The organism is Paenibacillus tritici (assembly GCF_018207515.1).
Taxonomy (GTDB): Bacteria; Bacillota; Bacilli; order Paenibacillales; family Paenibacillaceae; genus Paenibacillus_AQ; species Paenibacillus_AQ tritici.
In genome coordinates this window covers 2,847,327-2,862,877 of record NZ_CP073365.1, presented here as the reverse complement: position 1 = coordinate 2,862,877, position 15,551 = coordinate 2,847,327, and the positions used below count along the sequence as shown (strand labels likewise).

11 protein-coding genes are annotated in these 15,551 nt (G+C 53.1%); 1 reads left to right on the top strand and 10 read right to left on the bottom strand.

The window, feature by feature from the left end; genetic code table 11:
* The first annotated feature begins 70 nt into the window (after window positions 1-70).
* Window positions 71-1,216, top strand: coding sequence for a family 8 glycosyl hydrolase (locus KDC22_RS11965; protein WP_211723173.1), 1,146 nt, complete (start codon window positions 71-73; stop codon window positions 1,214-1,216).
* A 293-nt stretch (window positions 1,217-1,509) separates the two neighbouring features.
* Here the strand turns inward: KDC22_RS11965 and KDC22_RS11960 are convergent, their stop codons facing one another.
* The 10 genes from KDC22_RS11960 to KDC22_RS11915 form a co-directional block, all read right to left on the bottom strand.
* Entirely contained in the window at window positions 1,510-3,129 is a 1,620-nt protein-coding gene (locus tag KDC22_RS11960) for a response regulator (RefSeq protein ID WP_246553706.1), read from the bottom strand.
* Window positions 3,116-4,882 (bottom strand): sensor histidine kinase, encoded by a 1,767-nt coding sequence (locus KDC22_RS11955; RefSeq protein ID WP_246553501.1) that lies wholly within the window; start codon window positions 4,880-4,882, stop codon window positions 3,116-3,118. The genes KDC22_RS11960 and KDC22_RS11955 overlap by 14 nt, the downstream gene beginning before the upstream one ends.
* Window positions 4,883-4,965: 83 nt before the next feature.
* The gene (locus tag KDC22_RS11950; protein WP_173137593.1) at window positions 4,966-5,886 is read right to left on the bottom strand and encodes a carbohydrate ABC transporter permease; all 921 of its coding nucleotides are present in this window, start codon (window positions 5,884-5,886) and stop codon (window positions 4,966-4,968) included.
* A gap of 14 nt (window positions 5,887-5,900) precedes the next feature.
* Window positions 5,901-6,800 carry an ABC transporter permease gene (locus KDC22_RS11945; protein ID WP_211723171.1) on the bottom strand — a complete coding sequence of 300 codons (900 nt, stop codon included), beginning with the start codon at window positions 6,798-6,800 and terminating at the stop codon, window positions 5,901-5,903.
* A 19-nt stretch (window positions 6,801-6,819) separates the two neighbouring features.
* Complete coding sequence (locus tag KDC22_RS11940) at window positions 6,820-8,547, bottom strand: extracellular solute-binding protein (protein ID WP_211723170.1); 1,728 nt, start codon at window positions 8,545-8,547, stop codon at window positions 6,820-6,822.
* A 133-nt stretch (window positions 8,548-8,680) separates the two neighbouring features.
* Entirely contained in the window at window positions 8,681-9,460 is a 780-nt protein-coding gene (locus KDC22_RS11935; protein WP_211723169.1) for a response regulator transcription factor, read from the bottom strand.
* 88 nt (window positions 9,461-9,548) lie between these two features.
* On the bottom strand, window positions 9,549-11,108 hold the full coding sequence (locus KDC22_RS11930; protein ID WP_246553499.1) for a type 2 periplasmic-binding domain-containing protein: 1,560 nt from the start codon (window positions 11,106-11,108) through the stop codon (window positions 9,549-9,551).
* Window positions 11,109-11,123: 15 nt separating this feature from the next.
* Window positions 11,124-13,568, bottom strand: a complete 2,445-nt coding sequence (locus KDC22_RS11925; RefSeq protein WP_211723168.1) for a glycoside hydrolase family 2 TIM barrel-domain containing protein — start codon at window positions 13,566-13,568, stop codon at window positions 11,124-11,126.
* 54 nt (window positions 13,569-13,622) lie between these two features.
* Window positions 13,623-14,504, bottom strand: coding sequence for a carbohydrate ABC transporter permease (locus KDC22_RS11920; protein ID WP_246553497.1), 882 nt, complete (start codon window positions 14,502-14,504; stop codon window positions 13,623-13,625).
* 16 nt (window positions 14,505-14,520) lie between these two features.
* On the bottom strand, window positions 14,521-15,495 hold the full coding sequence (locus KDC22_RS11915) for an ABC transporter permease (protein ID WP_211723167.1): 975 nt from the start codon (window positions 15,493-15,495) through the stop codon (window positions 14,521-14,523).
* Window positions 15,496-15,551: the final 56 nt, after the last annotated feature.

Genomic DNA, 15,551 nt, shown 5'->3' with positions numbered 1-15,551 from the left:
AACGCTTTAATCTCTATATCTCCGGTTGTGGTATACTTTGGGCAAAATATGATCTGCCTGGAGGATGATTATGAGTACGACCACAGAAGGCACCTTTTATACACAACAATACAGAAACCTGTTTCTCGAGAACGGCCTGCCGTCCGAGGCCATTGCGCAGAGACTTGAAGATACGTGGAACGAGCTTTTCTACGGCGCTCCCGGGGTCCGGATCTACCATCCTATGGGTGACGATAAGGGGTATATCGTAGATACCGGTAATACTGATGTGCGTACCGAAGGCATGTCCTACGGGATGATGATGGCGGTTCAAATGGATAAAAAGGAGGAATTCGACCGGCTCTGGAAGTTCGCCAAGGTCTATATGCAGCATACGGAGGGTCGCTATAAGGATTATTTCGCCTGGCACTGCAAGCTGGACGGCACGCGGCTGTCTCCCGGTCCGGCACCGGACGGGGAAGAGTTCTTCGCCATGGCGCTGTTCTTTGCGTCGGCGCGCTGGAACGATGGTGCCGAGCCGTTCAACTATTCCGAGCAGGCCAGAATTATTCTCCGCGCCTGTGTACACAAAGGCGAAGACGGAGAAGGCGATCCCATGTGGGACCCTGCAACCCGGCTGATTAAGTTCATTCCCGAGACGCCTTTCAGCGACCCTTCCTACCATTTGCCGCATTTCTATGACCTATTCGCGCTGCAGGCGGATGAGACGGACCGGGCATTCTGGAAGGACGCGGCTGCCAAAAGCAGATCCTATCTGCAAAAAGCCTGTCATCCCGAAACCGGCCTGTCGCCGGAATATGCCAATTACGACGGGACTCCGGTTGAACCCCAGCCGCACGGTGACTTCCGCCACTTCTTCAGCGATGCTTACCGGGTTGCCGCCAACATCGGGCTGGACTATGAATGGTTCCGCTGTGACCCTTGGCAGGTCGGGCAGTCTAACCGGATTCAGGCGTTCTTCCGGGACATAGAGCCTGCGGATTACCGGCGTTATACCATTGACGGCCAGCCGTTTGACGAGCCTTCCCTCCATCCGGTCGGCCTGCTGGCAACCCTGGCTATGGCTTCGCTTGCAGCCGATGGACCGGATGCCGGGCTTTTCGTCCAGCGGTTCTGGAATACCCCGCTACGTACCGGGGAGCGGCGGTATTATGACAACTGCCTGTACTTCTTCACTATGCTGGCACTAAGCGGAAACTACCGGATTTATTTATAATAGATTCCTAACTCCGCCGGAATAAGAGCTTCTCAGTCTGTTACGGTCTAGCCACACTCCCAAGTCTGAGGAGCAGCAGACCTGAATAGGCTCGCTCCACGCCCGCATTAATAGCTGCAACCAACAATCGCTCCCCCGGAATATGGAGGCACCGCCATCCATCCCGAAGGAGCGATTTTTTCAAAATATAAGAATCTATATGTTGCACACGATAACTTATCCTTCTATTTCTCGCTGAAACGAATGCCGTCCGTTTAAAGGACGGCAAAGCCGTTTCCACTTGTTAACACCATTCAACCGCTGAGCATATCCGTACGGTATTCCTGCGGCGTGGTTCCGGTCCACTTTTTGAACACCCGGGTGAAGGATTGCGGGGTCACATAACCGATTAACGAGCCGACCTCCGCAACCTTCAGTTCCCCTCGCTTCAGCAGGTCCTTGGCCTGGCGGATTCGCATGTCTTCTATATACTCGGACAGATTAATTCCGCGCTCCTGCTTGAACAGGCGGGACAGATAGGAGGGATTGAAATGGATCACATCCGACAGCCGGACCAGCGACAGATCCCGGGTAAGATTCTCTTCAATATATAAGCAGAGGGTATCAATGACCCCGGCCGCCCGCTTCTGCTCCCCGCTCTTCCTGACGGAGAACAGAAGCTCTGCCGTATCCCGCAGATAACGGAACGCTTCTCCCAGAGTACGGTGGACCTCCAGCTGCATGAGACTGCTCACGCCTACCGCCTCATCAGCTTCCCAGCGGTTGATATACGACATCAGCATCAGGGCAATCGTATAATACAGCTCGGTGAGATAAGGGTTGCATCTTCCCCGGTCCTGCCCCGCCGGTCCGGCCATCTCCCCGAACAGCCGGAGGAACTCCTCCTTGCGGCCTGCCTCCAGATGCGCAGCCAAGGTATCCACCTTGTCCCGCAGGAACCGGTCACGGACGGGGTCCGGCGCAGCCGCCTCATTCAGGTTCACCCTCTGCACCATCTGCTCCCCGTCACCCGCCCGGTAATGCTGCACCTGTCTTGCCTTATCGTACAGCATGGGAAGCCTGGTCCAATGGGACGCCTCTGCACTGAGCGTGATGGCCATCCCGACCTCCAGCGACTCGCGGCAGGCCTGCTGAATAAGCTCGAAGGTGCCCTCCAGGAATTTGCCCAGCTGTTCAAAAGTCTCCGCCCTGTCCAGATCCCTTGACCGCACAGGCTGAATCAGCCAGATCAGGTCGCCGTACCGGTCGATGACCCCGAGGCTTACCGTCCGCTCCTTCAGCAGCTTCTCCGACAGGAACTTAACCGCAAGTGCTGTCTCCTGGCGGTCGGAATAGGTGCGCGGAGACTCAGAATCACTTATACTGCCCAGTGCGATCAGTACAGGCAGTGAAGCATCCAGCGGAATCCGCAGCCGGCTGAAGTCCTCCGCCACCTCCTGATCTACTTTGACACTGTGAATCAGATGGCGGAAGTAGTCTCCCTGGGCCAAGGTCTCCAGCGTGTTAAGCTGCTCTTTGGACTGACGGATCAGATCATTGACCTGCATCGTATCCTTCAGCTCCTGAAGCGCACGCTTAACCGCCTCAATCAGCTTCGGATAACCTTCATTCTTGAGCACATATTGAACGCCCGGAGCCTGAATCGCCTGATAGACGTAATTGAAGTCGCTGTGTCCGGTCAGGAACACGATTTTGCACTGCGGCCAGCTCCGGCGGATATGCTCCATCAGCTCCAGCCCGTCCATTTCAGGCATACATATATCGGACAGGACGATATCCACCCGGGTGCGGTGTAACAGCTCCAGCGCTTCCTGGCCCGAATAAGCCTTGTAGATATCCAGACCCAGGTCCATTTTGCCGAAAATAACCGCCAGGCCATCCGTAATAATCTCTTCATCGTCAACGATCATCATCCTGTACACCTGTATGCTCACCTCCAGCTCTAAGAAGGATGGTCACCCTTAGTCCGCCCAGTGCACTCCGCTCAGCGAGCAGACCGCTCTCTTCCCCGAAGGTAATGCGAAGGCGCCGGTGAATGTTCACCAGCCCGGTCGTCTCTGCCTGCTCCTGGCACACGTTAAGGGACTCATTCAATTGCGCCAGTGTCTCATCCGTCAGCCGGTCACCGTTGTCCTCCACAATCACGCGGATTTCAGCGCCCTCCTGCGCAAAGCGGACAATGATCAGACCTTCTGCCGCTTTCTTTTCCAGGCTGTGCTTGAACGCGTTCTCCACAATCGGCTGGACAATCAACCGGGGGACGGATACCCTCTTCAGCTCCTCGGACAAGGGATCGAACCGCACCCCGATCCGCCGGGAGAACCGCATGGCTTGAATCTCTGTGTACATCCGCGCATGATGAATCTCCTGTTCCATCGAGACCAGATCGGAAGCGTTCCGGGTGACAAATTGGAAGTATTCCCCGAGCATGGTCGTGAGCTGTTCGATCCGCTCGGTGTCACCGGTCTTGGCCATCGTGTTCAGAATGAAGAAACTGTTATAGAGAAAATGCGGATTAATCTGCGATTGAAGCTGCTTCAGCTCGGCCCGCTGCGCCATGATGGTCTGCTTATACACCTGATCGATCAAGGACTGCAGATTGCTTACCATCTGATTGAAGCGGCTGTACAAATACCGGAATTCATCCCTCGATTCATGCTTGATATGAATATCCAGATCTCCGTGCTCCATTCTCCTGAAGCTCTTGACCAGCGTCAGCATGGGCTTGTGGATGAACTTGTAGGTAGACAGCGCAAAAGCAATGATGATGGCAAGCGCAGCTACGGCAAATACCCAGGCCCAGGTATAGAATTTGCTTAACGGGGTCTTGATGATGCCCTCCGGGATCATCCGGTAGATGGACAAACCAAGCTCCTGCGATCCCGACTGGACAATATAATAAGGTGCCCCTGCAATCCTTAGCCGCTCCCCGGAGGCAACCGAGCGGATCTTGGGAGAATACTGGGAGGGGTCCGCATGGGCCAGATCTCCCGTCACACTGGACAATGCAAAGCTTGCACGGTCTGAGAGCAGCAGCGTACCACTGCCCGGATAGGTATTGAATTGGCCCAGCGCCGCCCGCAGCTCCTGGATGTCCAGCTCGATCTCCACCGTCAGAATCGGCTCTGCGCCCTTGACACCCCGCTGCTTCATCGCACTGAGATACAAGCCTCCCTGCCATTCAATGACCTGGGAGCGGCGGTCTCCGAAGACCGAACGAATCTCGCGGAAGCGCTTCCCTTCGATCTCACGTACACCGCCAACTGACGAGATGGTTCTGCCTATGGTCATGATATGAACCCGTACGTCCTTAATATACGTACTGCTGTTCTGCACGATGAACAACCGCTTCATCAGCGAATTCAGATTCTCTGTGCGGTCAATGGTCGGCAGCGTCTCCCAGGTCAGCGCCAGCTTGTTCAGATCCTCATCCTCCAGCAGACTGTACTGCATGAGCTTCATCCGCTCGATCTCATTCTCCATATCCCGCAGATAGAATTCCGTCTGGGCACTGGCCGAGCTTCTAATGTCCGCACTTGCAGTTTGCACAATCCATTGATACAGATAGACGGCAAAGATAAGAATAGGCAGCATAATCAGCAGAAAGGTCACAATCATCCGCAGAAAGATCGTATTGCGCAGTGAGGAATCCTTTTGGAAGAACAATGACCAGGCCTCCAAGAATCATTTTTCACCATTATAGCCTGAATTCCGGGAGTTCCGCTGGCTGCTGCATAACTTCTCTGAGGTCAGCCTTTGACACTGCCGAGTACGATCCCTTTCACGAAGTACTTCTGCAGGAACGGATATGCCAGGATAATCGGCAGGGAGCCGAGGAAGATCTGGGAGGATTTGAGCGTCCGGTCCGAGATCAGCGCCAGGTCCAGCATCGCGTCACGTGACATGTTCGACAGATTTTGCTGGATGACAATCGTCTGAATATAGCTCTGGAGCGGATAATTGGCCGGATTCCCCATGAGCAGCAAGCCGTCAAACCAGCTATTCCAGTGCTCGACCATCGAGAATAAGGCAAGTGTAGCGAGCGCAGGCTTGGAAATCGGTACAAAGATGGACCACACCGTCCGGAAATGCCCGGCTCCATCAATAAGCGCCGCTTCTTCAAGCTCCTTCGGAATCTCCCGGAAGAAGTTCAGCAGCAGCACCACACTGAACACCGGAACCGCACCGGGCAGCACAAGCGCCCAGATCGAGTCGAGCAAGCCGTACTCTTTAATGGTCGTATACCAGGGGATCAGTCCCCCGTTGAACAGCATGGTAACGAAAAAAGCCCAGGCATACACGCTGCGGAACCGCAGGGCATGTGATTCTTTGGATAATGGATACGCCACCAGAATGGTCAAAAGCAGATTCAGCGGAGTTCCGATGCCGATTCGCGTCAGCGAGACAAGCATCGACTGCCAGAATTCAGTCCGGCTCATCGTATACATATAGGAAGCCAGCGTGAAGTCTACCGGCCAGAGCCTGACATACCCTGCGGAAGCCGCCGCACTTGAGCTGAAGGATACCGCTACAATATGAATCAGAGGCAATATACACAGCAGTGAAATCAGAATTAGAAAGGTTGCATTCAGCACCGCAATCCAGTCCAGGCGTTTCTTGGGGCGAATGGGAGTCCATTCCGCCTGCTTAGGCGTAAGCCGTTGCTCCATGGGTACTCCCTCCTCTAAAAGATCCGGTATTTGGCAAATCGGTAAGCCAGGAAATAGGAGCTGGAAATTAAGGTGAGCGAGATGACCGACTTAAAGAAGCCGACAGCGGTCGCCACTCCGTACTGTGCGTCGAGCAGACCAATCCGGTAGACAAAGGTGTCCAGGATATCCCCGCTCTCATAGACCTGCGGACTGTAGAGATTAAAGACCTGATCGAATCCCGCATTCAGCAGCTGCCCCAGACTGAGCACCGACAGCAGGACGATAACCATGCGTATGCCCGGAATGGTGATATGCCAGGTTTTGTGCCAGCGGTTAGCGCCGTCAATGGTAGCTGCTTCATACAGTCCCGGATCAATTCCTGTAATCGCCGCCAGATACACAATGGTACCGTAGCCGAAGTTCTTCCAGACATCCGAAGTGATCAGTGTGAAGGGGAACCAGTCATTGTCGCCCAGGAAAAAGATCTTGGAGACGCCGAACCATCCCAGAAATTCATTCACGATCCCGCCCGAGGGGGACAGAATATCAATCAATATCCCCCCAAGCACGACCCAGGACAGAAAATAAGGCAGATAGATCGCGGTCTGCACGGACCTTTTGATCCAATTACTGGTCAGCTCGTTCAGCAGTATTGCGAATACAAGCGGAATAATCAGACCCAGAATCAGCTTGAGACTCGAAATAAACAGCGTATTCCACAAGACCTGTGTGAAGCTAGGCAGATTCATCACATATTCGAAGTTATCCAGGCCAATCCACTTCTGATCTCCGAACAGCCCCTTGGCCGGAATGAACTTCTGAAAGGCAATCACAACACCGGCCATGGGCACGTAGGAGAACAGAATAATCATGACCAGTCCCGGCACAAGCATCAAATGAAGCGGCAGTTCTTTTCGCAGTTTTGCTCTCATCGTTATCCTCCGGGGCACATCATTTCTTAGTCGATTCGTACCATTCATTGACCTCTTGTGTAATCTGATCCCCGCCCAGCTTCTGCCAATCCTTCACAAACTGGTCGAACTTGTCGATAGGATCACCTAAAATAATTTTGACGAACATTTCATTCTGCTGCTTTTCAAGCGTCGTTTTGCGCTCGACCATGGTCGGTGTCGGAGCGCCGACGAATTTCTCCTGCAGGAACTGGTCATTCTTGATGTACTGGTCGGCGATTCCCATGGAGCCTTGCTCGCCATAGATCCGCTCCCAGCCCCATAGAGAGAAGCCTTCCGTTGAACCTGAAGCATAGGACTCCAGCTTCCCTTGGATCGTCTTGGCTTCGCCTTTCAGGGTAGAGAAATCACCGGCCTTGCGGGCAGCATCAATCTCACGGAAGGCGTCTACGTTCTTCGTTACCGGATACGGTGTAACCGGGGACAACTGCCAGACACTCTCCGCTTCCGGCGGTGCATAGTACTTATCGAATTCGGCTGTCTCGCCCCAGTTCTTCTCCACATGCAGATTGAACATTTTGATTACGGCTTCAGGGTTCGTGGCTCCCTTCTTGACCGCGAAGAAGCGGGTGGTGCTGAATTTCAGCGGCACCTTCGGCGTATCGCCCGATTCCGAGACAATCGGGAAGGCCTGCCACTGCGCCTTGGGATCATTGTCACGGTTAAGCTGCAGCGGCCAGATGGAATTCCATTGCTCGCCGTACTCCATCCCGATCTTGCCTGCGGAGATCATCTCGGAGACCTTGCCGCCGTCCTTGACCCCGAACTCCTGGTCGAGCTGTCCCTTCTTGGCCATATCCTGGAGCACCTGGAGCGCTTGCTTCACTTCAGGCTGAATGCTGCCATAGACCAGCTTGCCGCTGCCGTCATCCACCCAGATATTCGGGTAAGCGTTGTACCCGGCCATGAAGCCTTCCAGCCCCATGGCCCCTCCCCACAGATCCTTGGTGATGCCAAGGCCGATCGTATCCTTCTTGCCGTTCCCGTCCGGGTCCTTCTCCACGAAGGCTTCGGAGATCGCAAGCACATCCGCCATGGTCTTCGGCGGCTGGAGTCCCAGCTTCTCCAGCCAGTCGGTACGTATCCAGATGTACATCGACCGTTCAATGGAGGATTCCAGGCTCGGAATCGCCATCAGCTTCCCGTCGAAGGTTGCTGCGTCGAATACACTCGTCCCTTCCCCCGCGAGCACTTTTTTGGTGAACGGGGAGGCATACTTTTCATATAACGCCGTCATATCCTCGATCTGGTCGGAATCGGCCAGTTGCTTGAGCTGTGTGGCGTTGACCGGAGTCACATCCGGCAAGTCGCCGGAGGCCAGTGTGACATTGATCTTCTGCAGATATTGATCCGAGGTCTGGTTGCCCTTCACAATCCAGTTATACTTGATCTTGATTCCGAGCTGATCCTCGTACAACTTGGTCCAGCGGTTGTTATCAATCGTCTCATCCTTCAGCACACCAAGCACGTTATTCTCTACCACATCGCTGAGGTCTCTGACGAACGATAGTTCAATCGGAGGATCATATTTCCCGAGCGGGCTCTCATCGACGGATGCGCTTGCCTTCGGATCATTGCCGGCTGCCGCTTCCTTGCCGCCGTTACCGGATTCCAGCTTGCCCGAGCAAGCGGACAACAGCAGTGCAGACAGGAGCAGAATTGAAGTGCTTTTCAGCCCTGCCGGACCCTTCCTTGTACCTGTGTTCATAGTCAACCCCCAGTTCAATTAGTGTTGATTTTTTTTGGTTACGCTTTCATTATGGGGGAGACGCCTATTTATTGACAACGCTCACATTTTTACTTCACTTATCCGGCATTGACACAATACCTAATGCAGTACTTTAACTCCGCTTATCCTGGAGCTCCGGCCTTCCAGCCCCAACTGTTCCTTCTTCGCTCGCAGGAGCCTCCAGTTTGCCCTGTTCACGGTAAGCGCCAGGCGTAATTCCTGTATACTTCTTGAACACTTTGTTGAAATAGTGTTTGTCCTCGAACCCCACCTTCTTTCCGATAGCGTTCACGGATAACCGGCCATGGAACCTGAGCAGCTTTTGGGCTTCCTTAATGCGAAAGGTATTCAAATAATTTATAAATGTATCGCCTGTCACTTTTTTGAACAGGCTGCTGATGTATTTCGGATGAAGATCCATCAATTCGGCCAGATGGTCCAGTGACAGATCATTCATATAATGGGTTTTGGTATACGCCAGGATGCGCTTGGCATGGCCGTAGTACTCCGGATCGGCTTCAGAGGGAAGCTCCTGTTCGACCTGCTCCAGCAGAACGGCAATCTCATTCTTGTCGATCGGCTTCAACAGATAATCCACTACTCCTGCTCGGAGCGCTCTGCGTACATATTCAAATTCATCGTAGCCCGTCAGGATGATGAACCGGTCGCACAGCCCGCTCTCTCTGGCCATCTCCATCAGTTCAAATCCGTTCATCTCGGGCATATGAAGATCCGTAACCGTCACATCCGGCATGAAGTCCCGCATCAGGTCCAATGCCTCAAAAGCATCGTTCGCCTTGAATATCTCTGTCCCGAGCGGTGCCGCACTACCGATAATCTTCACCAGCCCGTTAAGAATCAGCAGCTCATCGTCTACAATCAATACTCTCATGTCTGTTCCGCCTCTCTGCTATCTTTTTTCCATATGCACTGTAAAAAGCAAAATAAGGTAGAGGCCTCTAGCCTCTACCGGTCCTTGCTTACTTGAACAAATCTTTCTTCTTCTGATAGGTGTCGTTGGCCCAATCCACCAGTTGCTGCAAGCCCAGGCCTTCGGCAGTCTTCACCAGATTTTCGTAATTTGCTACTGCTTCCGCTTCAGATTTCGCCAGGTATATCTTGACCTTTTCATTTTTGATCATCTCATCAATCTTCGTCTTGAGCGTCTTCTCCGCAGAATCCGGTTGGGTCTGAATCAGGCCAAGCTGCGGCTTGTAGGTCGTGATTGCCTTCGTCTCCATCAGCGCCTGTGTCTTCTGCTTGCCTGGCACAAATCCCCTCAAGCCTTCCATAATGCCGTCGTTGTACAGCACCCACCAGCCAATGCCGTTGGCATTCATGAAGTCCGCATCGGACGAATCGTACTTCAGATCGGGATGCCCCTCTTCGTTCCAAGTCCAATGCTCGCCTTCCACCCCGAACATCGTCAGCTTCCGTCCCTCGTCGCTGGCCAGGTACTGGAGAAGCTTGATCGAAGCCTCAGGGTCTTTATTCTTCTTGGTGACAAAAGTGCCTGCGAAGCCCAGACCCGTACTCACCTTTTTGGCTTCCTTCGTCAAGGCGCTTGGCAGCATCTTGAAGGTGAACGCGCCCTTGTTGTTCTGGATAGCACTGTTGTCCGTATCCGCCGTGCCCACCGTGTGGCCATGGGCGAACGCTTTGCCGCTGGTCGCGTACTGCTCGTCAATCTGATCATTCGCAAATGCAAAGTTCTCGGCCAGAAGGTACCCGTTGCGGTACAGGCTGTTCATGAATTTGAAGAACTCCAGCATTTGCGGCTGTCTGATGTAATAATCCACTTTCCCGTTTTGTTCATACCAATTGTCGAACAACGCCTCTGCACCGAACTGCTGGAGGAAATATTGCTCGATCCAGTTTTTGTCCATGATCAGCGGCACCAGGTCAGGCTTCTTCTGCTTGACCATGCCCAGCACCTTCACGAAGTCGTCCAGCGACTGGATCGGCGGATTACCCAGCTCCTTCAGAATGTCTTCCCGGACCGCGATCCCCGGATTGCCGTCTCCGCCGAGCGCATATTTATTCCCCGCCATTTCCTCCTGGGTGGCGAAGGCATTGCGAACCGTATAGAAGTTGCCGTCATCCATCGTATTGATTGCAGTTCGTGTCGCATCAAGCTTGAAGTCCGGCGCATACTGTTTGATCAGCTCATTCCAGGAATACGACAGCTTGGCATCCGACATGCGGCTCACGTTGCTGGAGGTGAACACCAGATCCGGCAAATCGCCCGAAGCAATCATCAGCGGGAGCTGCTTATCATCTGTGGCTACGGTTACATTTAGCTTAACGCCTGTCTTCTCGGTAATTTTCTCTGCGATCGGCCCTGTCCATTCCTTGGTTGCCCACCAGGGAAAATCAATGAATAAGGACAATTCCTTCACGCCTCCGGCTGAGGCCGTTGCAGCCGCTTCCTCCGGCTTAGCGCCTTCACTGTTGCCTCCGCCGCAGGCGGACAGCAGTCCCAGGGCCAAGGTTACCGCCATTGTCGCCGCAAGCGTCTTATAGCTTTTTGTCTTTTTCAATCGAATCCCTCCGTATCATTCATTTACAGGTATCTCAAGACTTACCGGCTCCAGCCCGCCCACGCTGACTGTGAGTGTAGAGATCCCCGGCTCATATCCTGCACGTACAATGGCCAGCAGTCTGCCTTTGAAGGAAGTGAAGCGGCCTGCCGTGTAATTCTCAGCCGTCTGTGGTCTGCCGGTGCCGAAGGCAGCCAGCGTAGCCGCACCTTCTACCCGGGCAGACGCCACAAGTGAGGCTTCCGGCACACAATTACCGGCTGCGTCTATTATTTCAACAACCGCGTAACAGAGCGATTGTCCATCTGCCGCAAGCTCTTTTGTCTCCGGAACAATCCGGATTCCCGCCGGTACTCCAGTGGAATGAAGCACATCGCTTGAACCTTGTCTGCCTCCGGTATAACTCACAGCTTCCAAGGTTCCGGGTGTAAAGGAGAGCACAAAACGTGCCTTGAAGCGGTTAACCTTGCCTGCGGGCTGCCTTCCCAGGCTTTTACCGTTCAGAATCAGTTCAACTTCCTCCGCCGCCGAATAGACTTCGACAGTAACGGGTTCTCCTTCATACCCGCTCCAGCTCCAACCATGCTCGCATTCCGTCCATCCCCATCCGCTCAGCAGCTCGGTTTTGCCGTGATTTTCAGGACGGTGTGAGGCGATGAAGGTCTCGTCTGAGCCCCAGACAATCCGCCGGTAAGCAAGCTGGGGGCGTGCGAAGCCGCACAGATCGAAATCCGCGTCATAAGACAGGCGCCAAGGATACGGGGACTCATGCAATTTTTTGCGTTGTTCATCCGCCTGCTCCGCTTCCGTATACAACGTCTTGCCCAGGCCCGCTTCCCCGATATAATCGAAGCTGGTCCAGTTGAAATCTCCTATAATATAAGGATGACGCTCCACGCCTTCCCAATATTGATCCATATCTCTGGCTATGCTCTCGGTCGAGCAAATCACCCGGTTCGGATAGTTGCCGGCAGCGGCGCCGAATTGGTGAATCAGATAATTGTATCCGACAATATCCAGCGGAGCGCAGAAGGCTTCGGTGTATCCATCCCACACCTGCTTGCCGAACTCCGTATCAAAGTTGACGAAGCCGGCCGACTCTTTGGGGGGATTCTTGAGATCCTCATAGAACCTTTCCTGATCCTCGTCCTCCAGCCCGCTGAAGAATGTGCATACCGCGTTGGTCACCGGACGGGTCGGGTCCAGCTCCCTTACCCATGCCGCCAATCGGGCAGCCCATTCGTATCCGCCGGATAATCCCCCGCGCTCGTTGACTTCATTGCCTGTCGACCACATGATAATACTGGGATGATTGCGGTCCCGTACAATAAAGGCCTCTATGTCAGACTTCCAGTTCTCCTCAAAATATAAGCTGTAATCATGCGGGTTCTTGTCCATCGTCCACATATCGAAGGCTTCATTCATAACGAGCAGGCCCAGCCGGTCACAGGCATCCAGCATATCCCTTGACGGCGGATTATGAGCGCAGCGAATGGCATTATATCCGTTGTCCTTGTGCAGCTTCATTTTGCGGTACTCGCTGTCCCTGTAGGAAGCGGCTCCGAGAATCCCGTGATCATGGTGCACACAGCCGCCTTTCAGTTTGACGGTGCGTCCGTTCAGCATTAGACCGTTCTGCATATCTACGGTGAGTGTACGGATGCCGAATAAAGTACTGTCACTGTCATACTGTCGCTCGCGGCTGTTCAGACAAGCGGTAATCCGGTACAGCTTCGGTGAATCAATGTCCCATAATTCGGCGTTGTTAACAGCGACCGTCACCCTGCCCACGGTTTTCCCTGCCCCAGGGACATAGACCTGCACTCTGCCGCTTCCCGCTTCAGAACCGCCGGATTCCTTCTCCAGCTTAAGGTCCACCCACACACTGGCAGGGGTATCCGAATGATTCTCTACCGTGGTCTCCACAATGACAAAGGCTGTGCCGTTGACGATATGCGAGGTATGGGCGTATATTCCCCAAGGAACGATGTGCAGCTTAGGACTGGTCAGCAGATCAACATGACGGTAGAGGCCCGAACCCGTATACCAGCGGGAGTTAGGCTGTGCGGCGTTATTCACCGTAACCGCGAGCCGGTTCGCCCGGCCCGGCCGGATATAGGGAGTAAGGTCGGCATGAAATGGCGTATATCCATAATGATGCTTGGTCACAGTATGGCCGTTCAGCACCACAGTGGTGTTCATATAAGCGCCGTCGAACTCGACCACGACCCTTTGTCCCTCCGCCTCTTCCGGTATGTCCAGCATCTTGGTGTAAGTTCCAATGCCTCCGCCGTAATAGCCTGTGGCTCTCCCTCCAGGCGCATCCGCCCAGGTGTCCGTTTCAATCGTGAAGTCATGCGGCAGATGAACGATCCTCGGTTGTTCACTCTCCCTGCGATGAATGTGGAACGGTTTTCCGTGTTCAAACTCCCAGTTTCGATCCAGATTTTCTCTAAGCAATTCCTATCTCTCCCAGCTTCGTTGTAGTTATCTTTTTCAATCTCAGCTTATTCCTCAGCCTTTCACAGAACCGAGCATAATCCCGTGTACAAAATATTTTTGCAGGAACGGATAGACACAGATGATCGGCAAGATGGATACGACCATCGAAGTCACCTGCAAGGAAAAGCTGGTAACCCCGGAGCTTGGCCGGTTCGCCACAGTAAGCGAATCCATCGGGGAGTTGCTCTGATTGATCACTTCCATCATGCGGAACGTAAGCGTCCTGAGATTCTCGGACTGTACGAAATAAGCGGAATCAAGCCAGGAGTTCCATTGGCCCACACCCATGAACAGCGCCATTGTGGCAAGCAGCGGCATCGAGACCGGCAGGATGATCCGGAAGTAAATAACGAATTCGCCTGCGCCGTCCATATGGGCGGACTCCTTCAATTCCCCGGGAATTTCCCGAAAGAACGAGATGGCAATGAGCAGAAAGAATGTATTCAGCATAGATGGGACAATGTAGACACCGAACGAATTCAGCAGGCCTAACGAGCGGAGCACCACGTAATACGGAATCAGACCTCCGGAGAAATACATCGCAAATATAATCAAGGTGAAATAAAATTTGCTGAACAGCAGATCCCGGTGAGACAGCGCGTAGGCTACCAGACTGGTGAGCAGCAGTCCGAGCGCAGTACCCGAGACCGTCCGGGCCACGGTAACCAGGAACGCCTTAACCCATTTGGGGTCCTCCAGAAAAATCCTGTAGTTCTCGAAGGTTACACTCCGGGGCCATAAATACATTCCGCCCAGCAGTGTATCTGATCCCTTGTTAAACGAAGCGATTAATACATAATAGAACGGATATAGCATGACAAGCGCAATGATGGAAAGAAGCAAATAAACCGTACTGTCCATCACTAGATCTTTTTGTTTTTGATTCTTGAGCACGTTTGCCCTCCTTTCCCTAAAATAGACTTGAGCCTGACACCCGTTTCGCAATGAAGTTGCTGGAGAAAATCAAAATAACCGAGATTACTGACTGGATCAAATCAATTGCGCTTGCATACGAGAACCGGCCGTCGCTTAACCCAACCTTGAACGCATAGGTCTGCACAATCTCCGAGGTAGGATTATTGATACTGTTTCCCAGCAGATATGCCTGCTCAAAGTTGGAGCCTACCAGCCCGCCCCCCAGAATGCTGCCGATGGTCAGAAGCAGCACTACGACGATGGTCCCCTTCATCCCCGGCAGTGTAATATGGCGGATGCGGGCCAGCCTTCCTGCCCCGTCAATCTCAGCGGCTTCATAGAGAGAAGGATTGATGCCTGTAATGGCCGCCAGAAAAATAATCGTCCACCAGCCCATTTCTTTCCATATCGCACTCCCCACAGCCAGGCCCCAGAAATAATTGGGACTTGTCAGAATATTAAGCGGCTGGTCAATGAACCCGGCTTCCAACAGTGCTCTATTCACAAGACCGATGTCTGCGGACAGAAACGCATAGGAGACTCCCACAACCACAACCCAGGAGATAAAATGCGGCAAATAGCTGATGGTCTGGACAAATCGCTTGAACGGCATACTCTTCACTTCGTTCAGAAGGATTGCCAGTATAATAGGAGCAGGAAAAGCAAAAATCACCTTTAAGAAGCTGAGCACAAGTGTATTCCTGACGATCTTACCGAACTGATAATCATGGATAAATTCGTCGAAATACCTCAGCCCCACCCAATCACTTGTAAAAATGCCCTTGATGCCGTCGGAAATGCTGTAGTCTTTGAACGCCATCAGAATACCGAACATCGGCGTATAAGAAAAAACCGCCAGAAATATCAAGCCAAACCCGACAAATAAATGAAGCACTTTTTGTTTTTTGAATCGCTTCCATACTTGGCCCCGGTAGGTCAGCGGACCGGTTACGTTGCTCTCAAGCTGCATATTCGTTCCTCCTTTATCTGTAGTTTAGCCTTCCCGGGGACGTCAGCGTAAGCTGA